The sequence below is a fragment of the Lacihabitans sp. LS3-19 genome, assembly GCF_024343575.1.
In the GTDB taxonomy this organism is placed as follows: Bacteria; Bacteroidota; Bacteroidia; order Cytophagales; family Spirosomataceae; genus Leadbetterella.
Window position 1 is genome coordinate 1 of sequence record NZ_RJUA01000002.1, and the last position, 26,767, is coordinate 26,767.

Consider the following 26,767-nt stretch of genomic DNA (forward strand, 5'->3'; position numbering starts at 1 on the left):
CTTAAGCGGCAATGTAACGTTTACGCCAGAGCCTACTTTTGTAACAGATCCAACACCAATCGACTATGTGTTGATAGAGAAGAGCACAGGTTTGGACAGTACAGCGACGATCTTTATTGATGTAATAGAAGAGCAGCCAGTAGCTGTAAATGATACAAGCAGCAACAACCCAATAGGCGTACCAGTAGTAATCAACATCATAGCCAACGATAGCTTGTCATCAGGATTCAATCCAAATGCAACGCAGGTATCTGTAGACCTTAATCCATCCTTACCAGGTATCCAAGATACCTTGATAGTAGCAGGAGAAGGCATGTACGTATATGACAGCTTAAGCGGCAATGTAACGTTTACGCCAGAGCCTACTTTTGTAACAGATCCAACGCCAATCGACTATGTGTTGATAGAGAAGAGCACAGGACTAGATAGTACTGCAACGATCTTTATTGATGTAATAGAAGAGCAGCCAGTAGCCGTAAACGATAGTAGTTTAAACAATCCTTATGGAAGTATAGTGGTTATTAATATTATTAAAAATGATACGCTTTCTACAGGTTTAAATCCTTCTTCAAATCAAATTTGGGTTGATTTAGATATAAATACGCCTGGTATTCAAGATACTTTAATAGTTTTGGGTGAAGGCACTTTTGTATATGATAGTTTAACGGGACAAGTAACGTTTACTCCTGAGAATAATTTTAACGGAAATCCAAATCCAATAACGTATAATTTGGTAGAAAAAGGTACAGGCTTATCTGATTTGGCAGAAATTAAAATTACTTATACTGGTGCAGATTTGATCCTCTTCAAAATAGTAAATACACAAGATGTAAATGTCGGAGATACGATTACATTTACCATCAAATTACATAACGCTGGGCCATCAGTAGCGACGAATGTTCAAATCAAAGATGCTTTGCCAATTGGTTTTAGCGGAATTTCGAATATTACTTCAAACGGAAGTTATATAAATGATTCTATTACATGGGAAATAGGAAACTTAAATGTCAATGCGGATACAAGCTTTACATATACTGCCATCGTTAACGCACCTTCAGGTAATTTGGATGAATACAAAAACATTGCTCAAGTAACAGAAAGCGATCAAGTAGATCCAAATAGCACTCCAAATAACTATAATGGTAATGTCTTGGAAAATGATGAAGCATTTGTAATTATAGTTCCAAAACAATCCGATTTGTCTATTAAAAAGTCGATTAATAATCCTTCTCCTGTTGTTGGTGAAATTGTTACTTTCCAAATTAGAGTTAAAAACGATGGACCTGATGATGCCACAGGGGTTGAAGTAAAAGATTATTTACCTAATGGTTTCGATAATGTGGCAAATATTTCAAACGGTGGATTCTATCTTGATTCAAATATAGTTTGGAGTAATTTATCTATTTCTAATGGAGATTCTTTAATCCTAAGTTTCACAGTAAAAGTTAAACCTTTTGCAGATACAATTATTTACAATAATATAGCTGAAGTCACATGGAGTAATCAATACGACCCTGATAGTAGAGTTGCTAATTACAGTGGATTAATTGCTGAAGATGAAGAAAGTATAGTATGTGTAATTCCTGGAGTTTTATCAGATACTTCGATTTGTGCAGGTACTAAATTCGAACTTCCAATTAATATGGGTTCAAATTATGTTTGGAGTGGGCCAAATGGTTTTACTTATTCAGGCGATACTTTAATTATTCCAAATGTAGATATTTCAAAATCTGGCATTTACTCAGTAGAAATAACAAATGGAAGTGGATGTTCTGCAATTAAATCTTTCAATTTAACTGTAAATGGATTGCCAAATGTTGTGGTAGAACCTACAAACTCTGGTTGTCAAGGTACCAAGTCTATGAATAATGGAAAAATAACAGTTTCTGCATTTGATTTAGGTTCACAATATCAAATTTCTCAAGGTACAAGTTTCAATTTTGGTAACGCTGGAGTAAAACAAGTTATTCCTGCAAATGGTATTATTTTGAATAACATCAGTAATGTAACTCAAACTTATACAGTTAGGGTTTACAATTCTTCAGATTGTTATAATGATTACACAGTTGATATGATCGAGATTGGGTGCAACTGTCCGGCAGAAATTTGTATTCCTTTTATAATTAAAAAAGTGAAATAATAAACTAAAGGATTTTGTCAGGATTAGTTAAAGACAGGAAATTAAAAGCCGAATTGTTTTTGTATTTTTCTTTATTTAAAGTAAAATAGAAAGCCCCTTTTTTTGAAAAGCCTTTTTGCTTTTCATTCATTTTTATTAGAATATTGGTGCTTAATATTTTTCTTGTAAAGTTCCTTTTATCAAATTCAGTATCAAAAATTGCTTCGTACAGATTTTGTAATTGTGGGAGAGTGAATTTGTCTGGCAAAAGTTCAAATCCAATAGGATAAAGAGAGGCGTTAGCTTTTAATCTTTCAACAGCCAATGCCACCATTTCAGCATGGTCAAACAAAAGTTTGGGTAAGGTTTTTAAGGAAAACCATTTTGTTGTTACTTTATTGGCTAGTTTGTGGTCATAATCTTCTATGTTTACAAGGGCTTTGTAAGTTACTGATACAGTACGCATTACAGGGTCGCGAAATGGATTTCCAAAAGCAGCTAATTGTTCTAAATAAACATCTCTTAAACCTGTATGTTCAAACAATATCCTATCTGCAGCTTCATTTAGACCCTCATCTTCTTGCAGCCAACCTCCCATTAAAGACCAAGTCTCTAGGTTATCCTCAATTCCTCTTTTAACAAGTAAAACTTTGAGATTTTCGCCATCAAAGCCAAAAATTATGGAATCAAGTGCAACCAAACATTTGGTCTGTTTATTATAGAGGTCGAGCATATATAGGTTTTTTTACAAATTAATAAAAAAAAATTGGACAATACCCTCTACTTTTGTTAATTATGATAGAAGCAAAGAAAGTAAATTTCGCATATTCAGATAGTTTTTTTCTAAAGAACATTTCTTTAAAAGTTGAAAAAGGAAAAACTTTAGGTATTATTGGTCATTCTGGTTCAGGTAAAACCACTATGTTAAAGATCCTAGCTGGTTTGATTGAGCCCACTGAAGGTTTTGTGTTATTAGAGGGAGAGAAACTCGATCCACCGTCAAAAAAACTTATTGCTGGTCATAAAAGAATAAAAATTGTAAATCAACAAAATACACTTTTTCCAAATATATCCATTTTTGAAAACATAGCTTATGAGCTCCGTTTTTTTCAAAAAAATTACCAAACTAAAAGAGTTAATAAATTAGCTAAAGACTTTGGAATTGCTCATTTATTGACCAAATTTCCTAGGGAATTGTCAGGAGGAGAAATCCAACGAGTAATGTTGGCCAAGGCTATTGCGGATGAACCTTCGGTATTACTTTTAGACGAGCCGTTTGCTAATCTTGATCAAATAATTAAGAAAAAAGTTATGCTAAATTTAAATGCGGTTTTAAAAAAAGAGAATATCGCATCTATTTTGGTTACACATGATATTAATGACGCATTTGGACTTGTTAATGAGCTTTTAATAATTAAAAATGGTAGGATGATACAGAAAGGCACATCTGAACATATCTATCATACTCCAAAAAACAAATATGTGGCATTGTTAACAGGCAATGGTTTTAACCTGAAAATAAATGAAAAGGAAATATTCGTCAGACAAGAAAATATAGTTTTAGACAAAAGTGGTGAATACGAAGCCAATATTTTAGATAATATTTTCAAAGGCCACTTTTACGAATTAATCTTTGAATTTGGAGGCGAAACTATATTTTGTCTAAATAAAGAACCAATGCCAATTGGTCAAAAGATCAGATTTAGTCTTAAATCAGTCATCGACTTTAATCAAAATTGAACTACTGTTTCTGCCAAAGCCATTATAATCTAAGCCATAGCCTACTACAAATTGGTTTTGAATCTCAAATCCGACATAATCTAAAGAAATAGGAATGAGGGTGGCCTCAGGTTTATGGAGTAATGTGGCTACAGAAATCGATGCTGGTTTATGTATTTCTAAGGTTTTTAGAATAAAATCCAACGTTCTTCCTGTATCTACAATATCTTCTAATATCACAATATGTCTACCTTCTATTGATTGATTCAAACCTATGAGCTCCTTCATTTTACCAGTTGAGCTTGTGTTTTGATAGGAGTTGACTTTTAGAAAACTCACTTCGCATGGTATATAAAGTTTTTTGAAGATGTCCGCTATAAAAAGGAAGGACCCGTTAAGTATGCCTAAGAATATGGGATTTTTGCCTTCATATTTTGTGTTGAGTTGATTCGATATATCATCTACTCTTGCTTGTATTTCTTCTGCACTTATTAATTCTTTAAACTTCAAGTCAAGTACTTCTACCATTTTTAGATTTTTAATGTAAAATAAAATAATAATTTGTTAAGAATCTCTTTTTTAATAAATGAAATTTAAAATTCTCTAATTTTGTCTTGCAATTAGTAATAAGCATAATTCGTTTTTGTTAAAAAATAAAGTATTGAAAAAAGTATTTGGTGTTGTTTTGGCATTTTTTGTTTCATTCTCCAGTGAAGCTCAACTTTTTTCTTTTTTGAATGGAAAAGAAAAGCCCAAAGAAGAGATGCTTTTGCTAGATAGGGGAGTGCAAATAAGCACAACGGCTGCTGTAAATAACATGTATAATTTTAATTTTTATGCAGCTGAGCAAGAGTACAAGTGGTTGAAGGTAAAGTATCCCGAGCACCCTCTAGGAGATTTCCTTCTGGGTTTAAATGAATGGTGGAAAATAGTGCCAGATACAAAACAGACTGGATTTGATGACCAATGTCATGCCTATATGGATGAGGCAATAGACAAAGCCGATGATATGTTTGATAGAAATAAAAAAAATAAGGAAGCTGCATTTTTTCTATCAGCAGCATACGCTATCAAGGGTAGACTTTACGCCGAGCGTGAGAAATGGGTGAAAGCAGCTTGGGCTGGCAAACAAGCAATGAAATACTTGGATTACAGCAGGGGAGAAGAGAATATTAATCCTGAATTGTTGTTTGGAGATGGTGTTTATAATTATTATTCTAAATGGATTCATGAAAACTATAAATCTTTAAAACCACTCTTGACTTTCTTCAGGAAAGGGGATAAAAACTTAGGCATTAAACAATTGGAAAATGTTGCCAACAATGCTTTTTATTCAAGAATGGAAGCTAGATATTTTCTTATCCAAATTTACGCTTCAGAAAATCAGCCAGCTAAGTCACTCATGATGGCTAGACAAATGCATGGTCTGTATCCCAATAATTCGTTTTTTCATAGATATGTAGCAAGAAATTCGTTTGCATTGGGAAGATTAGAAGAGGCAGAAATTTATGCAAATGAACTAATGCAAAGGCTGGAGGAAAAAAAGTATGGATACGGCGACAATGATGGTAGGTATGGTGCTTATATTTTAGCTTACGTAAATCAACATTATAAAAGGAACAATACGCAGGCTAAGTTTTACTATACAAAATGTATAAATTATTCATTAAGTAATGATACCAAAGAATCAGGCTATTATGTTGCTTCAAATCTAGCTCTTGGTAAATTAGCCATTACTGAAAATGACAATAAAGCTGCAGTTGAGTATTTTGCAGAAGTTTTGAAGAATTCAGATAAAAAGTCCTCGTCATATATTGAAGCAAAAAAAGCATTATCTGATCTGACTAAAAAATTAAAAGCACAAAAAAAAGGAAGAAAATAAATTCCTCCTTTTACTATACTTAATATTAATATCTCAAGGTATTGGTAAAACTTTGGTGTTTTTGAAAGTTGACAAAATCACCATGGTTTGGGTACTTGCAACTACCTCGATTTCATTTATCGTATCCATTATCAAGTTTTGATATGAAGCAATATCTCTAGCAATTACTTTTAAAAGAAAATCGCAAGATCCTGTAACGTGATGGCATTCAATTATTTCAGGTACTTTTTCTATTGTTTTTACAAAAGATTCAGTTATGGATTTTCTGTGTCCTGATAAAGTCACTTGCACAAAGGTCATTACACCTAGACCAACTTTTTCGCGATCTACTTGTGCATGGTAACTTTCTATAATGCCCGTATTTTCTAATTTTTTTACACGCTCAAGTGTAGGAGCTGGTGATAGTCCTATTTCTTTTGAAAGTTGAGCATTGGTAATTTTACCATTACTCTGTAAGATTTCTAAAAGTTTGTGATCTATTTGATCCAATTTACCGACTGCCATTTTAGTTTGATTGAAGTATTCAGAATTTTATTTGGTGTAAATATAGTATTTAAAATTTTAATTTTAAATTTATTGAATAGACTTCTTTTTCATTGTTTATTCTTTTATCTGATTTATTTGTTTATTGACATTTTAAATAAAAATATTACAAAAACAAATACTGCTTTTAATCTTTGTGTAAAATAACAAATTCGATTCAAATAAAATTTGTAGGATTAACTATTATGCTTCGATATAGACCCTGGTTTATATATCTAATTCTATTACTGGGTCCCAGTATATTTCTTTGAATTTGAGAATTTTATCTTCTTTTATCGTATGACCTTCTGCTTCTAAGAGCTCTTGCATTTTTGTGGGGCTTTCAAAATGCAGTTTCCCTGTGAGTATACCATTTCTATTCACCACTCTATGTGCTGGTACATCTAATAGTCCATGTGCGGCATTCATTGCCCAGCCTACCAATCTTGCTCCAGTGTTCAAATATTTAGCTATAGCACCATAACTGGTTGCTCTACCTTTTGGTATGAGTTTTACTACTTCGTAAACTTCCTCAAACCTTTGCATCTTCTATTTCTTTCACAAGTTGTGCATACCATTCTTCTCCATAAGCTCTAATTAATGGTTCTTTTAAGAATTTGTAAACTTCCACTCCTAATTTGTCACCCAATGCACAGGCGTCTGAACATATACTCCATCTATCATAGTTTATTGCGTGATAGTTTTCATATTTTGTGATTCGGATAGGATATAAATGACAAGAAATTGGTTTTTTGAAATCAATAACCTTATCATTATAAGCTTGTTCTATACCACATTGAAGAATTCCAGCTTTGTCATAGACTGCATAAGCACATTCTTTTTCGTCGATAGTTGTGGTAGAATAATCGCCTTCCCAATCTTTAATGTATTTTCCTTGTTTCTCTATTGCTTTGATTCCTTCAGCAGATAGATAAGGCTTTATTTTCTCATAAATTTCATCTAAAATAGGCAATTCAACCTCTTCTAAAGGAGCACCTAAGTCTCCTTCAACACAGCATGCTCCTTTGCATTTTTCGATATCGCAAACGAAAAATTTATCAGCAACATCATCACTAATACAAGTATCTTCTATTAAAATCATTTATTTCTTAACTATAATTTTATTGCCAACGCTAATATTGTTGGTTTGCATGTTATTCCACTTCTTGATATCTGCAACATTTACATTGTATTTTCTAGAAATACTATACAGCGTTTCACCTGATTTTACTATATGAACAATTGATCCTGAGTTCGAAATTGGTTCTTTTGATTCTGTTGTAGTGTTAATTTTAGAAGTATTTGAGTATGTACTTCCGGCAGATACCTTTAGTTTTTCCCCAAGGCTAATGCTATTTGAACTTAAATCATTCCAAGCTTTTATTTGACTTACAGTTACGCCATATTTTTTAGAAATACTATAAAGTGTTTCTCCTGAACCAACCGTATGGAATTTAGCTGAACTTGTATTGTTTTCTTTTACAATTGGAGCAGTTTTAGTTTGCTCTTCATCTCTTTTTACTGTAGTTGGCGTTGTTTTTACCTCTTCGTAAGTAGTGGCGTTCCCTCCTTTTTTTACTGTCAACAATTGGTCTGCTCTTAATGCATCTGAAGAACTCATGCCATTAAGTTTTCTCAGCTGATCAACAGTTAGGCCATATTTTTTTGCTATAGAGAACAGTGTTTCTCCTCTTTGAACCCTATGTAAAGTATTTACTGCCTTTGGCGTTTCAGTTGGTACATTTGTAGTTGAAGTTGTCTTTTTTGTCGATTTTGATTCAAATAAATCATCATCAATATCAAGGCCATCGTCAATTGATTTATTTACAATTTTAGTCTCAGGTTTAGGTTCTTTGGTATTAATAACCTCTTTAGGCTTAGATACTTCTTCGTAATTTTCTTTTACTGGCGGTGTATTTGATACAACTTCTTCAGTTATTTTCTTGCTTTCTTCTTTTGAAGGGTATCTGTCTTTATCCGGAATAGCCTCTTGGATTATCTCAATTGGTTGATTTTTTGGTCTAGTTTTTTGCATCCAGATTACCCTACCAGCTTGTAATCTTTGTGAGTTTTTCATTCTATTATATTTTAATAGATCTTTTAATCTCACCCCATACATTTGTGAAATATCCCACAGGGTTTGTTCTCCAGTAACTGTGTGATAAGGTACTTTTGCCTTTTTGTTTTTCTTTTGTAAATAATATATACTTCCTTCTTTTGTTAAGTCTTTGTCTGTCATGTCGTTATAAGACAAAAACTTTCCGATTTTCATTTTTGATTTAGCTGATAGTTGAGCTACTTCTTCTCCAGATTGTGCTAAGATTCCCTTTTTACCATTTATCTCATAGAATATTGGGGAGTCTGGAGATGTAGAAACCATAGTTATCCTTTTTAATTGAGGAAAACCAATATCTAAAGATTTTGCATCTTTTCTTTTTTGAATTTTCGCTGTAATTTCATCAGCATCTTCAATTCTGGAAATTACCAAAATATTGTAATCTTTATCTTCGGGAATATTTGGAGCGTAAAGCCATGGATTGTATTTCCTTAATTCTGTTATATCTGTTGTAAGTTCTACCGCAATTTCCGCTAAGGATTTGCCTTTGGTTGGATATTCAATGAATTTTCTTGGAGAATCTTTTAATCTATTAAGACGATGTTCAAATGCAATTCTATGAGCGAGTGCTCTAATTAAATAGGTAGGAGTGTTTTCATCAAACTTTATTTCAGATGCGAAAGACCAATCAACTGGAATTTTATCTGAAGCACCTTGAACCCCTTGATTGTAAGCTAACATGCAGGAAACCCAATTTTTGAAAATCAAGTTATTTCGTTTCATATATAAAGCTGCAGCTTTTGTAGAGAAGTATATGTTCTTTCTTTCATCTTGGTTATTGTCTACTCTAATGCCCAGCTCTTTAGCTGTAGCTTCTTTAAACTGCCAATAACCTACTGCATTGGAACTAGAAATAGCTTCAGGTAGTAAAGAGCTTTCCATAACGGCTATATATTTCATATCCTCAGGCACATCCTCTTCTTCTAATATCCTTTCTATTATGGGAAAGTACCATTGCATTCTTTCTAGTTTTTGGTCTAAAAACTTGTTTTGAGGAGTCAACAAATTAGTTATTTCTGAATTTACAGCCTTTAAAGCATCAGGATTAAGTTCTATTAATACATTTGCAAATTCAATCTTTTTTGGTGCTTCAGGTATACTTAGTTGCGTTTGAGCTTGAATTACCTGGAAGCTTTGAATAATAAACAGGAAAGCAAAAATTTTTTTCATTTCATTTTGTTTTTCTTGAGACAAACAAGCCGTCTCTTATGGGTAAAAGCACTTTTTGAGTTCTATTGTCATTTAACAAATGGTTATTGAATTGTCTTAAAAGTTCGGTAGTTTTGTCTTTTTTATTTTCTTCAACTACTTTACCGTCCCAAAGCACATTATCCGAAATTATCAAACCACCTAAGTTTAATTTTTCTATAACCAAATCATAATATTTTATATAATTTAGTTTATCAGCATCAATAAAAACTAAATCAAATTTTTGAGTTAAAGTTGGTATAACATCGAGAGCATTTCCAATTTTTAGCTCAATTTTTTTTGACATTTCTGCCAATTCAATGTTTTTTAAAATCCTCGTTTCTAGTTCTTCGTCTGCTTCTATTGTAACCAGTTTGCCATTTTTAGCCAATCCCTCAGCTAAACAAATAGCTGAATATCCAGTATATGTACCAATTTCTAAAATATTTTTTGGTTGCAATATATTCGATAGCATAGACAACAACCTGCCCTGTAAATGACCTGATAACATTCTAGGCTTCAATATATTAGCCTGAGTATCTCTATTTATCACTTTAAGAGCTTCTGGCTCCAAACTACTATGAAGCGTACAATATTCTTCTATTTCTTGGTTAATAAACTCCATATATCTTATGCAAAAATAAAAATATTATTTTGTAAATTCCAAATTTATTGTTAATATTATATTTTCAGAAAAAAATGAAAATTAAATACTATTAAAAAAGCCAATGAAGGCTTTCTTAATTTTTATTTTATAATGTACGTTTTAATTCTCTGATTTCGTAACTTTCAATTATGTCATCCATCATGATATCATTGAAGTTTTTGATACTTAATCCACATTCATAACCGTTTTTCACTTCAGACACATCATCTTTGAAACGCTTCAATTGAGCTATTTCACCTTCATGAACTACTATTCCTTCGCGGATAATTCTCACCTTATTGTTACGTTTTACAAATCCGTCAGTTACATAACATCCAGCGATAGTACCAACTTTACTAATTTTAAATACTTCCCTAACTTGAATATTTCCAGTTACAAATTCTTCCTCCTTAGGAGCAAGTAAACCTTCCATTGCATCTTTTATCTCATTGATGGCATCATAGATAATAGAGTAAAGTCTAATTTCGATTTGTTCTGACTCTGCAATACGCTTGGCGTTATTGGAAGGTCTTACTTGGAAACCAATTACAATGGCATCTGCAGCAGAAGCTAATGTTACATCAGATTCAGAAATTTGTCCTACAGCTTTATGGATAATATTTACTTGTACCTCGTCAGTAGATAGTTTTAATAGTGAGTCAGAAAGTGCTTCAACCGATCCATCCACGTCGCCTTTAACGATAACATTAAGTTCTTTAAAGGTTCCGATTGCTTTTCTTCGGCCAATTTCATCCAAGGTAATATGTTTCTTGGCTCTAATACTCATCTCTCTATTGAGTTGCTCTCTCTTATTTGCAATTTCACGAGCTTCTCTATCAGATTCCATTATATTAAACTTATCTCCCGCTTGTGGTGCCCCAGGTAAACCTAATATTTGAACTGGCTGTGAAGGACCCGCCTCTTTAATTTTCTCACCTTTAGAGTTAGTCATTGCTTTCACACGACCATAATATTGACCGGCAAGCATAATATCGCCTACTTTAAGTGTTCCGTTTTCAACTAATATAGTTGATACATATCCTCTACCTTTATCTAGTGAGGCTTCTATCACTGTTCCCACTGAATTTCTGTTAGGATTGGCTTTCAAATCTAATAATTCTGCTTCAAGCAATACTTTATCTAAAAGATCGTCAATTCCTAAGCCAGATTTAGCTGAAACTTCCTGTTCTTGGTATTTTCCACCCCAACTCTCCACCAAAATATTTTCTTTTGATAAATCTTCTCTGATTTTAGCTGGGTTGGCGTTTGGTTTATCTATTTTGTTAAAAGCAAAAACAATAGGAACATTTGCATTTTGTGCGTGATTTATAGCCTCTTTGGTTTGTGGCATTACACTATCATCTGCCGAAATCACTATGATAACAACGTCAGTTACTTTTGCACCTCTTGCTCTCATTGCAGTAAATGCCTCGTGACCGGGAGTATCTAGGAAAGTTATTGATTTTCCTTTGTTAGCACCTTCATTTATCTTAACTGAATAAGCACCAATGTGCTGTGTTATACCTCCTGCCTCACCAGAGGCTACTTTTGATCTTCGGATATAATCCAAAAGGGATGTTTTACCATGGTCTACGTGACCCATTATGGTTACGATAGGGGCACGGTGAATTAAATCTTCTTCTTTATCTACTAATACTTCAGTATCAAATGATACTTCTTCTTCTGCAGTTATAAATTCTACATCAAAATTAAATTCTAAAGCAATTAATTGAATGGTCTCAGCATCAAGCCTTTGGTTAATTGATGCGAAAATTCCCATTTTCATACAACTTGCTATCACTTCATTAACAGAGACATCCATCAATGAAGCTAATTCAGAAGCTGAAACAAATTCAGTTACTTTTAAAGTACCGCTTTGCTCTAGTTCTTGTTGATCTAAGGCATCTTGAGCTTCAGCACGAGTTTTTCTTTTTTCCTTACGATATTTTGATCCAAACTCATTGCCTTTGTTTTGCATTCTAGAGATGGTGCTCTTGATATTGTCGCGAACATCGTCTTGCGAAACCGATTCCTTTCTATTTCCTCCCTTTTTGAAATCTTTCTTACCTCCAGCATTCGTTGAAGGTTTATTATCTGTTGGTGCAGGTCCAGTTCCTGTATTTATTGGAGGTCTTTGTCCTCCTGTATTTGGTGGACCCTGTGGTTGTGGCCTATTTGTATTTGGCCCGGTGACTTTCGGATCTCTTCTATGATTTTCGAAATTAGACTTGGTTGTATCACCAACTTTTTCGCCACCTACTATAACTCTTTTTCTCTTACGTTTTTGCTTAAGCTCTTCTTTAGTAAGTGGCTTACGCTCTACTGGCAACTCTATTTTTCCTAGTACTTTTAAACCTTGAAGTTTATCTCCTTGGGCTTTTATTAGTTTTGGAGGAAGAACCTCTTCTATAACGTCCTCTTTCTTTGGAGTTTCTGCTACTACAGGAGTAACTTTTTCTTCAACTTGTGGTTCTACAACTTCAATTACCGCTTTTTCAATAACTTCAACGACTGGAGTTTCTATTTCTTTCTCTGCTATTGGTAGTTCTATAACTGGTTGTTCTATTTCTGGAACTTCTACCACAGGCTCAGAGATTTTCTCCTCAATTACTGGAGCAACAACTTCTTCAACTACAGTAACTGGGGTTTCTATTACAGTTGGTTTTTCAACTTCTATAATTACCTCTTCTACGAAAGGTTCAGGTTTAGTTTCTTCTGGTATAATTACAGGCTCAGGTATTTTCTCCTCTTTTGAGATAAATTTCTTTGGACCTCTAGCGTTTAGATCTATTTTTCCAAGAACTTTTGGCCCTTGCAAATTATGCTCTATTTTTATTTTCTCAGGTTCATTAACCTCTGGCTCTTTTACTTCAACCTCCTTTTTCTCAGGTTCAGGCTCAGATCTGAAATATAATATTTCATCGCTATCGCTTTCGATATTCGAAGAAGACTCGGAAGCATTGGTCAATGATGAACCACTACCTGAATCTCCTACAAGTTCAGGAGCATTAAGCTCCTTTGATAATACTTCAAGCAGGTCAAATGTAAGTTTGGCGTTTGGATTATTATCAATACGATGTCCTTTTGAGCTCAGAATCTCAATAATGGTAATTGTACCTACGTTAAGTTTCTTGGCCGCTTGGCTAAGTCGCATCATTTTTTCTTCTGCCATAAATATTTCTTAAATTTTATAAAAACAATTCTAATTGGTGTGGATATTTTCTAAACAATTTCTCAGTCGAATTCTTTCCTGAGTATATCTAATACTTCGTCTACTGTCTCCTCTTCTAGTTCGGTTCTTCTAACCAAATCAGCTTTTCCTACTGTAATTACTGATTTTGCAGTATCTAAGCCAATTTTTCTAAATTCTAACAAGATCCACTCATCTATTTCGTCAGTAAATTCCATCAAATCTACGTCTTCCTCTTCAACAACACCTTCAATGTCTCTGAATACGTCAATTTCAAGGTCAATTAATTTACTAGCCAATTTGATATTTAAGCCGCCTTTTCCAATTGCTAGAGATACTTGATCAGGTTTTAAAAATACTGAAACTCGGTCAGAGTTTTCATTGATTCTGATATTGCTGATTTTAGCAGGACTCAATGCTCTAGAAATTAAGAGATTGGTGTTTTCTGTCCATTGTATTACATCGATATTTTCGTTTTCTAGCTCTCTAACTATCGAATGTATTCTAGAGCCTTTCATACCTACACAAGCTCCAACTGGGTCAATTCTGTCATCAAAAGATTCTACGGCTACTTTAGCTCTCTCACCTGGTTCTCTAACAATTTTTCTTATAGAAATGATTCCATCTTGAATTTCTGGAATTTCTAATTCAAATAACCTTTCTAAGAATACAGGCGAAGTTCTTGAAAGTGTCAGTTTAGGGTTTCCATTATTAATCTCAACTTTATGGATAATTGCCCTGATACTTGTTCCTTTTCTAAATCTATCTTTTGGTATCTGCTCTCCTTTGGGAAGTGAAAGTTCATTTCCTTCTTCGTCCATACAGATTACCTCTTTTCCTAAAATCTGATATACATCAACAGTTACCAATTCGCCGACTTGGTCTTTGTATTGGTCAAATAGCATTTCTTTTTCAAGATCTTTGACTTTTTGAATCAAAGTTTGTCTTGCAGTTTGAACAATTCGTCTTCCGAAATCTTCAATTTTAACTTCTTCAGCTACTTCTTCTCCAATTTCAAAGTCAGGCTCGATTTTTTTCGCTTCTGACAAAGGAATTTTGTCGGTATCCCAAATATCTTCAGAATTGTCATCGACAATTTCTCTCGTACGCCACATCTCTAAGTCGCCACTTTCGGCGTTTAGGATTATGTCGAAATTATGGTCATCGCCATAGGCTTTGCGAATCATAGTTCTAAGCACTTCTTCCAAGATGGAAATCATGGTAGGCCTATCGATGTTTTTTTCTCTTGCAAACTCAGCAAACGATTCAATTAAATCTCCACTATGCATACGTGTCTATGTTTTATTTAAATGAAATGACAACTTTTGCTTCTTTGATATTTTCAATTTCTAAAGTTGTCTCCACAGGTTTTATTTTCTTTTTTGCTTCTGGTAGTATTGTTATTATACCATCTTTAATGCTTAAAAGTTGGCCTTTGACCTCGGATAGGTCATTTAAAGTAACTTTTATTGTTCGTCCAATATTTTTAAAATACTGTCTCTCAAACTTTAAGGGGCTGTCTGCTCCAGGTGAAGAAACCTCTAAGACAAAAGCATCTTCGATTATTTCTTCAAGCTCTTTTCCCAGTGCCTGACTTACTTTTCCACATTGGTCTATTTGAATGCCTTCATCTGAATCAATGTAGACGGTTATTTTTTTTCTAATTTTTGATTCTGAAACAACAACATCAACTAAATAATAGTCAGTTTCTGCTATTATTTCGTCTAAATACTTAATCACTGCTTCTTTGAGAGCCATCTAAAAGCTAAAAACTTGAGATAATATTCAATAAAAAAGGAGGTTAATACCCCCTCATTCTTTATTCCGATGCAAAATTACGCTAATTTTTGGTATTTTCTATTTATTTTTTCAAAAAAACTCATAAAACCATACATATTTAATGTTCATTAATTCTTTTTATCAAATTGCTGATTGTAAAGTTAATTGTACCTAAATATTCATTTAATGTAATTCGAATTTTTGCCCAAATGGATTGTTTTTAATTGTGGCAGCATATCATTTTCGAAATGTAGACTTTTAAGGTTCTTAATTTCTCATGTTTATTTGAAATAGAACATGTTTTGCTGCTGTAATGATATTAATTTTAGCTATTATTTTTTGTATTATTGAAGTTGATTTTTTATTATTAAAAGTGTTTGTCTATTATTGCATTATTATTCCATGAGTAGAATTTGGGTCTAATCAATTTTATAAAAAAATTTTTCTTCCTAATAAATATCATTTTTGGGTTGTTTTCCCTTTTGGTATATCAATTGGTGTTTTCTGCTGATATTAAACATTGGGTAGCTGGATTTTTAATGCTCGTATTTCCATTAGTGCTAGTTGGGCATATATTTTTTATAGTAGCATGGTCTTTGGGCCGTTCTTATAAACTTTTACTATCGCTTTTTTTGCTATTAATGACATATTCTATTTTTGATAGAACTTTAAAAATAAACCCGCCAGCAATCAAGCCCAATCCGCCTTTTACATTTTCAATGCTGAGTTATAATCTGATGTATGGTGATTATCATAACTTTTCGGGTACTAAAAACAAAACGGTAGGTGAAGGTCTTTCTGCGGTTCTTGATACTTTATCTGCTGATATTAAGTGCTTTCAGGAGTTATATAATACTAATAAATTTAAAGAGTTTGATTTACTAAATAGGATTTCGAAAAGAAATCAATATTATGTATATATGCATTCAAACGAAGGAAATGATAATGGCCAAGGGGCTATTGGTCTTGCTATTTTTAGTAGGTTTCCAATAATTGCCAAAAAAGAATTGTACTGGCCACCAAATAATAATGGAATACTTTCTGCCGATATAGTAGTTGGAAAAGATACCATTCGAGTTATTAATGTTCAACTTAAGTCGATGGGAATAAGGGTAAAGCGGATTTTGAAAGGGGATAATAAAATTGACAAGGAGGAAACTCGAAATGTCTTGAGTAAATTGAAGAATGGCTTTGAAGCAAGGGGAGTACAAGTAAATGTTTTAGAAAATTGGATTGAAGATAGTCCATGTCCAGTTATTTTGGCTGGGGATTTTAATGAGTTACCCTATGGTTATGCTTACGGAAGGGTTCGGAAAAAATTAATGAATTCTTTTGAGTCAACAGGTTTTGGGTTTGGGTTTACTTATCATAAAGTTTTAAGTTTTTTAAGGATTGATAATCAGTTCTTTGATGAAAGTAAAGTTAAAAACATTGATTTCATGACTTACAGCAATGTGCCTTTTTCAGACCATTATCCAATAAAAGGTTGGTATTTGATGAAATGAATTGAAATAAAAGCTATTTGCAAGTAAATAAAAAACGCTTCAAAGATTGAAGCGTTAAAAGTCTTAATATTTAATTTTAATTTCCTTTCCAGTTTCAGCAGCCTTTTTTATTGCTTCAATAATTATCATATCTTTTAATCCTTCCTCTCCAGGCGTCAGTATTGGTTTGTTGTTTAGTAAGGCATCTGCAAATCCATCCATTTGGTATGCTTGGTGATGCACAATCGGGATGTCCATTGTGCCTTTTGAAGTATAGCCTTTAAGAGGACCATAATCATACGCAGGTGACATAAAAAGGCTTCCGTTTTCATAATGAACTGAGAGTTCATGGGCATTGGTCGCATAAGAACTCATTCCACTAGCTATCGCTCCACTTGGGAATTTTAACTGCCACAATATGGTCTCTTCAATATCCCTATAAATCTCAGGTTCTGTTTTTACGGCTTGGGCAGTTACGGAAATTGGCTCTTCACCTGTAGCATATCTACTTGCATTGATACAATATATCCCTACGTCCATTAAAGCACCGCCGCCTGACCATTTGTTGTTCATTCTCCAAGCTTTTATGTCTCTATTTTTCCAAGCAAACTTGGTCTCCACAAATTTTATTTTGCCAAAGTCTTTGTCTTTAGCTAATCGCATTACTTCATTTGTAAATGGTTCATAATGAAGCCTATAGCCTACGCCCAGTTTAACTCCAGCATTTTTGCAGAAGGCAATCATTTCTTTGGCCTCTTTTACAGAAACTGACATTGGTTTTTCAGTAATAACATTCTTGCCCGCTTTAGCGGTTTTCATGACATACTCTGCATGCATTGAGTTTGGCAAAACTACGTATACTACATCGATGTCAGGATTTTGCGAGATGGTCTCATAATTCTCGTAATTGTAAATGTTTTTGTCAAGGAGATTATATTTCTCTTTCCACTTTACTGCTTTTTCAGGAGTGCCAGTAATTATTCCAACTAATTCACAGTTTTGAGATTTCATAATCCCAGGAGCTAATTGATTGGTAGCATAACTTCCTAATCCCATTAAAGCTACTCGCAGTTTTCGGTCAGTTTTGATAGGGTAGGCCTCTGTAAATGTATTTGCGAGAGGAATTAAAACACCTGTAGCAGCAAATTTTTTAAGAAAATTTCTTCTTGAGTCTTTCATGTTTTCGTTTAAGGTTGAATTGAAACTCCAAGTTAGAATTTTTTTCTAATAAAATTCTATTTTTAACTTACCTAATAATAATATAGATAGTTTATTCTTCCCAAGTTTCATTTACATTTTTTGCCCAAACGTTTTTTGCAAAATCTCTAAATATACTTTGACCATTTATAAAAGCATTATCAAATTTAAACTTTCCGCCATAAGTTTCGGTTTCCGTTAGTTTAACCTTGGTTTCACCTCTCATTGCATACTTTTGTTGGCCTTCATACATAATAATTTTTAACTGAGCCGGACTTACATCGCTCCTGCATTTTAGCATGTAAACAAGCCATATTTCTGCTTTTCCGTCTTGGTCTAAATCTGTAATCTGTAAGGTGTTCTTTAAGAATCTTACATCTAAATCAAAAGGGCATGGTTCTTCAAAATCATAAACCATCCATTTTTGGGTAAATATTTGGGCATTTTTTTGAAAACAATAAGCATGAAGTTCTGCTTTTAAAAGTTCAAGTTCGGATTTCGGTGCCTCAACATTTCCAGATTCTGTTAGGATAACCAAATACTCGCCATTTTTTTCTTTCCAAGTAATTACACTCTTGGTGTTTCCAGTTACTTTAATGTTTTTTGGAATTTCACTTTTAGAAAGAATTCTTCCGTTTATTTGGGCGAAAGAACTTAAATTACAAAAAAACAAAATACTGAAAAGTAGGTATTTAATGGGCATTATTAATTGAAAGTTATTTAGAAACCTATTTTTTTTCTTCCACCACCACTTTTTCCTTCGTAGTATTCTTTGAGTTTTTCAAGCTCAAAAACAAACCCACCACTCAGAATCGGGAATCTTGTCCAACTTTTTGGGTCTAGGTTGTGACTATCTAAATGAAATCCAGGAGCATACCTTTCTCTTTTCCATTGATTTCTACTCCATAGTTTAAAGAATCTATTTGTCCAATTAAATAAATCTTCTCTGGTATATTGATTTTCGTAGAATTTCTCCAGATTTTTGAAACATTCCAGTGGGGATTTTTTATCTCTAATGCCCAATTGCTCAATATGGTTTAGGACTTTGTAAGGCATCAAATCTTTCTCATCGGTTTGTTTGTTGTCTTTTGGTCTAAGTTCGGCTGTCGGTTGGAGGGCATTTACATATTTCAGCCCTTCAATTTTAATGTGCTTACCTTTTACTTCGCAGCCAGTTTTTTCTAGCCAAACCAACCAAGTTCTCAACCATTCTTTGTCAATACCTGCAATCGGGCTTATGCTTCCCGCTGTGTCGCCGTCCATTGTACAATAACCTACGGCCACTTCGGAGCGATTTGATGTGGCTAATAAAAGGTGATTGTTTAGGTTTGCTAACATCCATACACCTGGAGCACGTACACGAGCTTGAATATTTTGTAGTGGAATATCGTCAGTAGCCCAAGTCAGTTTTCTGCCTATTTGCTGCTCTATTAATGAAGTATAGTTTTCTACTAATCCATTGATATTAATATTGTAAAACTGTGCTCCAATAGATTCTGCAAGTTTTTGGGCTGATTCTAAAGTGTCTGCTGAGCTATTTTCTGTGCCTTGGTAGATAGTTAAAATTAACTTTTCGGTCAATTCCTTTATGCTTTTTGCAGATTTTATTTCTGGAATATAGCTTAGTTTTTCTTTAAACTGTTCAAATCCAATACTCTCATCTCCAAGACGGACCATCAAGCCGCACAGGGCAGTGCAGGCACATGAATCCGCTCCTCCAGATAATGATATCGTAAAACCATTTGATCTTGACTTTCTGAGATAATCAAAAAGTGCCAAACTTACAGCTCTCGAAAATTCTTCTTCTTTTAGTGAACCTCCTTTTTCAAATGCTTCCATTTCGGCAAAGGAAGTGTTCGGTATCTCAGAATAAGTAAGTTCGAAATTGGAGTTAATGAGTTTTAAATCAGTTGGTAAGCTAGATTTTATTTTGGCCTGCTCTATTTTGTTTTTGCCAATATCTACAATTGCTGAAGTAAGTGTAAAATCAGCATAACTAAACCTTTGACTAGATGCCAAAACATCACCACCAGAGCAAACCATTGCATCGCCATCAAAAATCAAACGGCCAGCTTCGTTGCCGAGTAGGTTAGTATATACATAAGCACAACAAAAAGCTCTAGAAGCATCAGTGACTAGTTGCTCTCTGATTTTGAACTTGTGAAATGCAAACGGGCTAGCACTGGGATTTAAGATAATATCAACACCTTTATCAAAGTGCCTTATGGCAGGTCGATTTGCCACCCAACCATCTTCACATATTTCTAAGCCTATTCTTATATTCTCGAAATTGAAAATTAAATCTCCAACAGGATATTTTATGCCTTTTATGGATATTTCGGAAATTTGACTTGGTTTCCATCTGTGGAACCATCGGTCTTCATAAAACAATCCATAGTTTGGCAAATGTTGCTTACAAACAAAGCCTAAGATTTGTCTATTGGCAATTACACACGCAGCATTGTAAATTTTATTGTTGACCCAAATAGGAAGGCCAACACAGGTGACTATATCTTGTGTGTTATCTACTATATCTTCAAGTATTTCCAGCGAAATTTTAAATACATCAGGTGAGTAAAACGCGTCTTCGCATCCATAGCTAGTTATGCAAAGTTCTGGTAAACATAGAATTTGGATGTTTTGAGATTTTGCCTCTTCTATTGCAGCTAAAATATTCTTCTTATTTCCAAGCCAGTCGAGAGGTGTTTGGTTTAGGGCAGCTGCTCCTACTTTCACTAATTCCATACGTGATTTTAATTTGTCTCAAAATTAAAAAAATAAAAGCACAATCATAACATCTAAATTAATGCTATTAATTCTTAGGAAAATCACATATTGTTTTTTTTGTTTAATATAATATGTATCCGCTTAATAATAATCTTGGCGTTTTTTGCTAAATTATCATAAGGTAGTGAAATGTCTTTAAGTAATTGATTTTAAAACAACTAATTGCTTATTGATGAATTGATTTAAATCAATTTTATGTTTGAGGTAAGTGACGGAATTCAAATTAATAGTCTTAATTTTGTAATTGATTTAAATCAATTCACTAAAGCCTGATTAAAAAAATATTAATAAAAAAAGAAATGCAAATTATAGTTTCGAAGAGATTAACAGAAGTAAAAGGGATAATAAATAAAATGCCTAAACCACAAACAACTCAGATTTCTACAACTTTTGCAGGTTGCTATAATTTGGAAAAAATTGGAAAGCAACAATTTTGTTTTGTGTTTGATAGAGGAATGGAATTTTAAAATAAATAAGAAAGAAGGGTGAAAAACATCACCCTCTTTGCCCTTGCTATTGAGTGAAAACTTTACTAAAATTTTTTGTTGAGTGAAATTTTAAATATTTGAGTGAGATTTTTAAGTTTTGTATTCGAATGAATCTATAAATATATTTTTACACACACTTTTTATAAAATAATTTATTAGTATAAAATGTTATTGAGTGAAACACTTTATTGAAAATCACTTTCGACTTTTCCCCTTTAAGAATATGCACAGTTTATTAGGAAAGCACGCTATTCAAAATGGGGAAAGTCGAAGTGAAAAATTATGATGTCCCATTGTTTTAAAAGAGAAATTCATGCCAAGGAGAGGCATGAATTTTTTTTTGAAATATCTAAAAAAGACTTCTGGAGCAATTCTATTAGAAAAACACAAGACTTAGGTTTGTTTTGTATCCGCTTAATAACAATGCTACCTTTTGATAACTTTTTGTATTTTTTTTGAGCAGTAAAAATGTGTATCCGCTTAATAATTTTGAGGTAAAATATTTATTAAGTGGTATGTTTTTTGTCGAAGTTTATAGAAGTTCAAACATGGCTTCTATTTCAACTGTAATTCTTCCTGGCAATGAGCCCATACCTACAGCACTTCTTACACCAATGCCATTTTCTTCTCCCCATATTTCTGCAAAAAGTTCACTACAGCCGTTAATTACGTAAGGATGAGTTCCAAAATCAGGTTCTGCATTAACCATTCCTAATACTTTTACAACTCTTTTAATTCTGTTTAGAGATCCCAAGTTTTTCTTCAAAGTTGCCAAAATTGATAAACCAACTTGGCGTGCAGCTTGCTTACCAAAGTCTTGGTCTACATCCAAGCCAACCTTGCCAGTAAATTGGCTGCCATCTGGCCTGTCAGGTCCGTGGCCAGAAACATATACCATATTGCCAACTATCAGAAAAGGTTTATAAACACCTTTAGGAGAAGGAGCTTCTGGGGTTTCGTTTTGAAATTTTTCGAATTTGATATCCGCTGTCATATTATTTGATTGATTATTAAAACGCCAATAAGACCAACTACAGAAACAATCGTCTCCATTACACTCCAGGTTTTAATGGTATCTTTTATGCTTAAATTAAAATATTCTTTAAATAGCCAAAAACCGCCGTCGTTTATGTGTGAAAACATTAGACTTCCTGCACCAATGGCTAAAACCATTAATTCTGGGGAGATTGAGGTTTGGGATTGGATCAGTGGTAATAAAATTCCTACTGCTGTTAGTCCAGCAATAGTAGCAGAACCAATACATACCCTAATAAATGCGGCAATCGCCCAACCTAATATTAATGGATTAAGGTTTATGTTTAACAATATACTACCGATATATTGGCTTGTTCCACTTGCTAAGAATATTTCTTTCAAAGCACCTGAACCAGCTATTATTAGGAGTATAGGTGCCACATTTTTAAATGCTTCCTCAAGCCATTTTCCTATAATTGGCATGCTTTTACCTTGTTTTATGCCTAAAAAGTAAATAGCTACTAAAACTGAAATCAGTAAGCTGAAATTGGGCTCAATTAATAAATGAATTTTGAAAGTATTTTGCATAAAAGCCGAAAACTGTTCCAATAATCCTGATAAAGTAGAAGGCAAAATACTTAATAAGATATTGTACCAAAGCGAAAAAGTCAGTAGAAAAACTGGCAATAATGCAACGAAAAAACTAATGAAAACACTTGGTGGGTTTTTGATTTCTACTTTTTCGCTTGTAAACAAATGCTCGTTTAATTTCGGGTTGTATTTTTTTAGGGTGCTTCCGAAAAGTGGACCTGCAACAGCAATGGCAGGGATAGCAACCAAAATTCCATAAAAAAGCGTTTTGCCTAGGTCTGCATTCAATTGCGTTGCAATAGCCGCAGGCGACGGATGTGGGGGCAAGTAGCCATGGGCTACAGAAAGTGCAGAAAGCATAGGAATACCCACATAAAGAATCGGCAATTTGGTTGATTGTGCTATTCCAAATATTAATGGCATTACAATGATAAATCCAGCATTATAAAATAAAGGCAAACCAATAATAAACCCGGCCAATGCCAGTCCCCACGTCAAATATTTGTCTTTAAAGATTGAAATGATTTTATTAGTTATTTGCTCAGACGCTCCACTTGCAGCTACAAGCTTACCTAGCATAGCACCAAAACCGATAATTAAAGTTAACTCTCCAAGCGTATTCCCGACACCAGTTTGAATGGCTTTGGTTAGTTCTTTGATTTCTAAATTATTGGCAAGGCCGAGGCCAATGGCAACTAAAATAAATGAAATAAAAGTGTCGAGTTTTACGTAAGAAACTAAAAATATTAATACAAGAATTGCTAAGAGGGTAAGAATTAAAGGCATAAGGTAGTTTTTTAGGGTGTTCTGAATAGATTTAAAAGTAAATTCAGAAATAAGATTGAATATTGTAAGCAATAATAAATAAAAGCTTTGGAATTATGAATTTTTAAGCAAAAAAAAAGAGGAACTTAAGTTCCTCTTTCAATATTATAATTTCAAGTTTTTAAGATTTAATCTTAATTTTTTGACCAACCTTAACTGTATTACCTGAGATATTATTCCATTTTTTAATGTCTGAAATCGTTACACCATCATATCTTTGAGAAATGTTCCAAAGTGTATCTCCTGGCTTAACAGTATATGTGGCAGACTTTTTTATTGTTTCAACAGAGCTTTTTGCAGCTATACTGTTCGCTTTAACTTTTTGAGTAACATCTTGGTAAATCACTAGTCTTTGACCGACCAAAACCTTAGAAGACCTCATGTTATTCCATTTTTTGATATCTGTCATTCTGACATCGTATTTCATAGCAATCTTATTTAAAAACTCACCTTTTTTGACTTTGTGAAATTTCTTAACTTGCTTTGTTATATTTTTATATTTAATGTTTCCATTGTCGTCGCTAACTTCAAGAGCCGGTACCAGTCCGGTTTTTCTTCCCAAAACAATAGTTCCGTCTTCTAAGGATGTTATATTTGATGAAGCCAAAACTCCCTGGCTTTGAATTACATCTGATGGGTTATCATAAGATGGTCTTTTTGAAGCTGAATCCAAAATAGAAACTCTGTTGGCGTCGAAATATGCAAAACTTCTAGCCGGTAGAGATAAATCATATCCATAAGGCATTGCAGGCAATACATTTCCCTTAATATGAGGATTAAGATTTTTGATTTCTTCCAAAGGTATTTGGCTTAGACTAGCCAATGTATTTAAATCGATGTAGGTATTTATATTGATTTTTTCAACTGGAATAAAATCATGTTTATTCTCTGCTACTATTCCGTGAAGGTTTCCATAATTCATCATATAAGCCAAAGCTATAAATTGCGGAACATAAGCCCTAGTATCTGGATGAATGTGCGGATGTAAATCCCAATAATTAGTTTTTCCTGTTGAACGAATAGTGCGACTAATTCTACCAGGACCTGTATTATAAGATGCAAGAGCCAAATCCCAGTCGTCGAATCTATTATATAATTGTTTTAAATACTTACAAGCGGCGTCAGTAGATTTCTCAATATGCATACGCTCATCGATGTATTCATTGATAGTCAATCCCATTTCTTTACCTGTAAAAGACATAAACTGCCAAAGACCCACTGCCTTACTTCTCGAAATTGCTTTTGGATTTAAACCTGATTCTAAAAGTGATAAGTATTTAAGCTCTTCAGGCATTCCATTCTCTTTTAAATACTTTTCAAATATCGGAAAATATACATCTTTTTCTTCCAACATTTTCTTAGTAAAACTTGGTCTTCTGATTAAGAAAAAGTCTAAATATTTTTTTACACTTTCATTATATACCATAGGCATGGTTCTTTCCATTTCCTTTAGGCGTTGCTCTACAACTATTGGATCTTCTACAAGGATTTTGTATTCTTCTTTATCACGTTCATCAAATACGATAAGCTCGTATGGATAAAGGATTTTTGGTTCTTCTACAATGGTAGAATCGGTGTTCTCTTGTTCTTCTAGGATTACGTCATTTTCTTGAGAAAAGGAACTGAAACTAAGACTTGAAACTAAAGAAAAGGTCAAAATAATTTTTGAGATTTTCATAATACTAAATGAGTTTTCACAATTTTTAATTAACTAACGAGACTTTTTAGGAAAGCAATGCTTCAAAACTAATATTTTTTCTTTTAAAAAAATCTTTTAAGATTAATTTTTATTGTTTTTTGATATAAAATGAGTTAAAAATCTATTTTTTGGATGTTTAGGGCAAATTCTAACATCTTTTTTTCTTCAAATTCAGTACCAAGGATTTGGAAGCCAACTGGCAGACCATCAACCGTTTCTCCGTTCGGAATAGAGATCGAAGGCAAACCGACAACGTTTGCATGTACTGTGAAAATATCTGCTAAAAACATTTCCATTGGATTATCACTTTTGGCTCCAATTTTAAAAGCGGGAGTTGGAGTGGTTGGAGAGATTATAAAATCAACTTGCTTGAAAAAAGCATTCGTTTCTTCTTGTATTAACCTCCTTACTCTCTGTGCCTTTGTGTAATAGGCATCATAATAATCAGCACTTAAAATAAAAGTACCTAACATTATTCTTTTCTTTACTTCTTTGCCAAACCCTTCACCTCTTGATTTTTTGTATAGCTCTTCTAGTGAACCAGCGTTTTTTGTTCTAAGACCATATCTGATTCCATCATACCTAGCCAAGTTTGAACTTGCCTCTGCCATTGTTAGTATATAATATGTTGGCAACAAATACTTCATTCTAGGAAAAGAAAGAGGTACTAATGTATGTCCTAGAGCTATTAATTCTTCAATTTTTTTCTGAGTCAAATCCTTAACTTCAGAGGCTAAACCTTCAGAATTGAGGGCATCTTCAAAATATCCAATTGTGTATTTTTTGTCGCTTTTGCTTATTTCAGAATAGGAGTCAACAGGTATTTGCGATACTGTGCTATCGTAATCATCATTTCCGGCCATTATTTCTAGCAAAAGTGCGGCGTCTTCAACGCAGTGAGTAATAGGTCCAATACAATCAAAAGATGATGCATAGGCAGCTAAACCCCATCGAGAAATTCTAGAATAGGACGGTTTTAAACCTACAACGCCGCAAAATCCAGCAGGTTGACGAACAGAGCCACCAGTATCTGAGCCAATAGAAGCATGGCAAAGATTAGCCTGAACTGCTACAGCCGAAGCTCCAGAAGAACCTCCAGGTACACGCGTTTTATCTGCAAAGTTTAGTGTTGGCCCAAAAGCAGAATTTTCGTTAGAAGATCCCATCGCAAATTCATCGCAATTTTGCCTTCCGATTATTATTGCATCTTCGTCTATCAGTCGTTGAATGGCCGTTGCAGTAAACTGAGACTTAAAACCTTCAAGTATATTGCTACCAGATTGTAACCCGTGATTTTTATAAGCTAAAACGTCTTTGATGCCTATTACCATCCCTGCCAGTTTACCTGCAGAGCCTAAATTTATCTTTTCTTGGATAATAACAGCTTGATCTAGAGCTTCTTGACTGTAAACTTCAAGAAATACGTTTAAATCTTTATGTTTTTCGATATTTTGAAGAAATTCCTTTACTACATCAACTAGTAAAGTTGTTTTTTCGAAAAGTGATTTTCGAAATTCAATATATGTTTTATAAGTCACGAATATGATCCTTTTAAAATAA

The 26,767-nt window shown here is 33.5% G+C and carries 21 protein-coding genes; 4 read left to right on the top strand and 17 right to left on the bottom strand.

The genetic code is table 11. The features are described from left to right. On the top strand, window positions 1–2,140 hold a 2,140-nt coding region (locus tag EGI22_RS02375), incomplete at its 5' end, for an Ig-like domain-containing protein (protein WP_255066074.1). Window positions 2,141–2,144: 4 nt separating this feature from the next. Here EGI22_RS02375 and EGI22_RS02380 read toward each other — a convergent pair. Beyond that, window positions 2,145–2,852 (bottom strand): NUDIX domain-containing protein, encoded by a 708-nt coding sequence (locus EGI22_RS02380; protein ID WP_255066075.1) that lies wholly within the window; start codon window positions 2,850–2,852, stop codon window positions 2,145–2,147. A gap of 62 nt (window positions 2,853–2,914) precedes the next feature. On the opposite strand from EGI22_RS02380, the gene EGI22_RS02385 reads away from it, so the two are divergent. Next, window positions 2,915–3,859: an ABC transporter ATP-binding protein gene (locus tag EGI22_RS02385; RefSeq protein WP_255066077.1), complete on the top strand. Its 945-nt coding sequence runs from the start codon at window positions 2,915–2,917 to the stop codon at window positions 3,857–3,859. Here the strand turns inward: EGI22_RS02385 and hpt are convergent. Continuing rightward, entirely contained in the window at window positions 3,833–4,366 is a 534-nt protein-coding gene (hpt, locus tag EGI22_RS02390) for a hypoxanthine phosphoribosyltransferase (protein WP_255066078.1), read from the bottom strand. The two genes, EGI22_RS02385 and hpt, sit on opposite strands and share 27 nt — an antisense overlap. Window positions 4,367–4,499: 133 nt before the next feature. Between hpt and EGI22_RS02395 the strand changes: the two genes are divergently transcribed. Next, window positions 4,500–5,720: a lipopolysaccharide assembly protein LapB gene (locus EGI22_RS02395; RefSeq protein WP_255066080.1), complete on the top strand. Its 1,221-nt coding sequence runs from the start codon at window positions 4,500–4,502 to the stop codon at window positions 5,718–5,720. A 33-nt stretch (window positions 5,721–5,753) separates the two neighbouring features. Here EGI22_RS02395 and EGI22_RS02400 read toward each other — a convergent pair whose 3' ends face one another. The 8 genes from EGI22_RS02400 to rimP all read right to left on the bottom strand — a co-directional run bounded on the left by EGI22_RS02400 (window position 5,754) and on the right by rimP (window position 15,140). Further along, window positions 5,754–6,224, bottom strand: coding sequence for an Lrp/AsnC family transcriptional regulator (locus tag EGI22_RS02400; protein WP_255066081.1), 471 nt, complete (start codon window positions 6,222–6,224; stop codon window positions 5,754–5,756). Window positions 6,225–6,470: 246 nt separating this feature from the next. After that, window positions 6,471–6,788, bottom strand: a complete 318-nt coding sequence (locus tag EGI22_RS02405) for an MGMT family protein (RefSeq protein WP_255066084.1) — start codon at window positions 6,786–6,788, stop codon at window positions 6,471–6,473. After that, complete coding sequence (locus tag EGI22_RS02410) at window positions 6,775–7,344, bottom strand: DUF3109 family protein (protein ID WP_255066085.1); 570 nt, start codon at window positions 7,342–7,344, stop codon at window positions 6,775–6,777. Before EGI22_RS02410 ends, EGI22_RS02405 begins: the two co-directional genes overlap by 14 nt. Next, window positions 7,345–9,528 carry a LysM peptidoglycan-binding domain-containing protein gene (locus EGI22_RS02415; protein WP_255066087.1) on the bottom strand — a complete coding sequence of 728 codons (2,184 nt, stop codon included), beginning with the start codon at window positions 9,526–9,528 and terminating at the stop codon, window positions 7,345–7,347. Window position 9,529: 1 nt separating this feature from the next. Next, the gene (locus EGI22_RS02420; protein WP_255066089.1) at window positions 9,530–10,171 is read right to left on the bottom strand and encodes an O-methyltransferase; all 642 of its coding nucleotides are present in this window, start codon (window positions 10,169–10,171) and stop codon (window positions 9,530–9,532) included. A gap of 127 nt (window positions 10,172–10,298) precedes the next feature. Further along, a complete protein-coding gene (infB, locus tag EGI22_RS02425) occupies window positions 10,299–13,364 on the bottom strand; it encodes a translation initiation factor IF-2 (protein WP_255066090.1) in 3,066 nt (1,021 codons plus the stop codon). Window positions 13,365–13,426: 62 nt separating this feature from the next. Further along, window positions 13,427–14,671 (bottom strand): transcription termination factor NusA, encoded by a 1,245-nt coding sequence (gene nusA, locus EGI22_RS02430; protein WP_255066091.1) that lies wholly within the window; start codon window positions 14,669–14,671, stop codon window positions 13,427–13,429. A gap of 13 nt (window positions 14,672–14,684) precedes the next feature. Next, the gene (gene rimP, locus EGI22_RS02435) at window positions 14,685–15,140 is read right to left on the bottom strand and encodes a ribosome maturation factor RimP (protein WP_255066092.1); all 456 of its coding nucleotides are present in this window, start codon (window positions 15,138–15,140) and stop codon (window positions 14,685–14,687) included. 491 nt (window positions 15,141–15,631) lie between these two features. Here rimP and EGI22_RS02440 point away from each other — a divergent pair, with 491 nt between their 5' ends. Continuing rightward, complete coding sequence (locus tag EGI22_RS02440) at window positions 15,632–16,666, top strand: endonuclease/exonuclease/phosphatase family protein (protein WP_255066093.1); 1,035 nt, start codon at window positions 15,632–15,634, stop codon at window positions 16,664–16,666. A gap of 63 nt (window positions 16,667–16,729) precedes the next feature. Here EGI22_RS02440 and EGI22_RS02445 read toward each other — a convergent pair whose 3' ends face one another. From EGI22_RS02445 to gatA, 7 genes are all read right to left on the bottom strand, one after another. Beyond that, the gene (locus tag EGI22_RS02445; protein WP_255066094.1) at window positions 16,730–17,824 is read right to left on the bottom strand and encodes a Gfo/Idh/MocA family protein; all 1,095 of its coding nucleotides are present in this window, start codon (window positions 17,822–17,824) and stop codon (window positions 16,730–16,732) included. 91 nt (window positions 17,825–17,915) lie between these two features. Then, window positions 17,916–18,545: a M949_RS01915 family surface polysaccharide biosynthesis protein gene (locus tag EGI22_RS02450; RefSeq protein ID WP_255066095.1), complete on the bottom strand. Its 630-nt coding sequence runs from the start codon at window positions 18,543–18,545 to the stop codon at window positions 17,916–17,918. Between the two features lie 17 nt (window positions 18,546–18,562). Continuing rightward, window positions 18,563–20,587, bottom strand: a complete 2,025-nt coding sequence (gene nadE / locus EGI22_RS02455) for an NAD(+) synthase (RefSeq protein ID WP_255066096.1) — start codon at window positions 20,585–20,587, stop codon at window positions 18,563–18,565. Window positions 20,588–21,649: 1,062 nt separating this feature from the next. Further along, complete coding sequence (locus tag EGI22_RS02460) at window positions 21,650–22,111, bottom strand: RidA family protein (protein ID WP_255066097.1); 462 nt, start codon at window positions 22,109–22,111, stop codon at window positions 21,650–21,652. Next, window positions 22,108–23,469 carry a gluconate:H+ symporter gene (locus tag EGI22_RS02465; RefSeq protein ID WP_255066099.1) on the bottom strand — a complete coding sequence of 454 codons (1,362 nt, stop codon included), beginning with the start codon at window positions 23,467–23,469 and terminating at the stop codon, window positions 22,108–22,110. The genes EGI22_RS02460 and EGI22_RS02465 overlap by 4 nt, the downstream gene beginning before the upstream one ends. A 160-nt stretch (window positions 23,470–23,629) precedes the next feature. Further along, entirely contained in the window at window positions 23,630–25,186 is a 1,557-nt protein-coding gene (locus EGI22_RS02470; RefSeq protein WP_255066101.1) for a lytic transglycosylase domain-containing protein, read from the bottom strand. Between the two features lie 134 nt (window positions 25,187–25,320). After that, on the bottom strand, window positions 25,321–26,727 hold the full coding sequence (gene gatA, locus EGI22_RS02475) for an Asp-tRNA(Asn)/Glu-tRNA(Gln) amidotransferase subunit GatA (protein WP_255066566.1): 1,407 nt from the start codon (window positions 26,725–26,727) through the stop codon (window positions 25,321–25,323). Between the last annotated feature and the right edge of the window lie 40 nt (window positions 26,728–26,767).

What these genes read in the sequence shown, in the direction of transcription:
- EGI22_RS02400 (WP_255066081.1), bottom strand. Translation starts at nt 6,224, where the DNA reads ATGGCAGTCGGTAAATTGGATCAAATAGATCACAAACTTTTAGAAATC.
- rimP (WP_255066092.1), bottom strand. Translation starts at nt 15,140, where the DNA reads ATGGCTCTCAAAGAAGCAGTGATTAAGTATTTAGACGAAATAATAGCA.
- EGI22_RS02405 (WP_255066084.1), bottom strand. Translation starts at nt 6,788, where the DNA reads ATGCAAAGGTTTGAGGAAGTTTACGAAGTAGTAAAACTCATACCAAAA.
- hpt (WP_255066078.1), bottom strand. Translation starts at nt 4,366, where the DNA reads ATGGTAGAAGTACTTGACTTGAAGTTTAAAGAATTAATAAGTGCAGAA.
- EGI22_RS02415 (WP_255066087.1), bottom strand. Translation starts at nt 9,528, where the DNA reads ATGAAAAAAATTTTTGCTTTCCTGTTTATTATTCAAAGCTTCCAGGTA.
- EGI22_RS02445 (WP_255066094.1), bottom strand. Translation starts at nt 17,824, where the DNA reads ATGAAAGACTCAAGAAGAAATTTTCTTAAAAAATTTGCTGCTACAGGT.
- EGI22_RS02410 (WP_255066085.1), bottom strand. Translation starts at nt 7,344, where the DNA reads ATGATTTTAATAGAAGATACTTGTATTAGTGATGATGTTGCTGATAAA.
- EGI22_RS02470 (WP_255066101.1), bottom strand. Translation starts at nt 25,186, where the DNA reads ATGAAAATCTCAAAAATTATTTTGACCTTTTCTTTAGTTTCAAGTCTT.
- EGI22_RS02465 (WP_255066099.1), bottom strand. Translation starts at nt 23,469, where the DNA reads ATGCCTTTAATTCTTACCCTCTTAGCAATTCTTGTATTAATATTTTTA.
- EGI22_RS02460 (WP_255066097.1), bottom strand. Translation starts at nt 22,111, where the DNA reads ATGACAGCGGATATCAAATTCGAAAAATTTCAAAACGAAACCCCAGAA.
- EGI22_RS02420 (WP_255066089.1), bottom strand. Translation starts at nt 10,171, where the DNA reads ATGGAGTTTATTAACCAAGAAATAGAAGAATATTGTACGCTTCATAGT.
- EGI22_RS02385 (WP_255066077.1), top strand. Translation starts at nt 2,915, where the DNA reads ATGATAGAAGCAAAGAAAGTAAATTTCGCATATTCAGATAGTTTTTTT.
- nusA (WP_255066091.1), bottom strand. Translation starts at nt 14,671, where the DNA reads ATGCATAGTGGAGATTTAATTGAATCGTTTGCTGAGTTTGCAAGAGAA.
- EGI22_RS02450 (WP_255066095.1), bottom strand. Translation starts at nt 18,545, where the DNA reads ATGCCCATTAAATACCTACTTTTCAGTATTTTGTTTTTTTGTAATTTA.
- EGI22_RS02380 (WP_255066075.1), bottom strand. Translation starts at nt 2,852, where the DNA reads ATGCTCGACCTCTATAATAAACAGACCAAATGTTTGGTTGCACTTGAT.
- infB (WP_255066090.1), bottom strand. Translation starts at nt 13,364, where the DNA reads ATGGCAGAAGAAAAAATGATGCGACTTAGCCAAGCGGCCAAGAAACTT.
- nadE (WP_255066096.1), bottom strand. Translation starts at nt 20,587, where the DNA reads ATGGAATTAGTGAAAGTAGGAGCAGCTGCCCTAAACCAAACACCTCTC.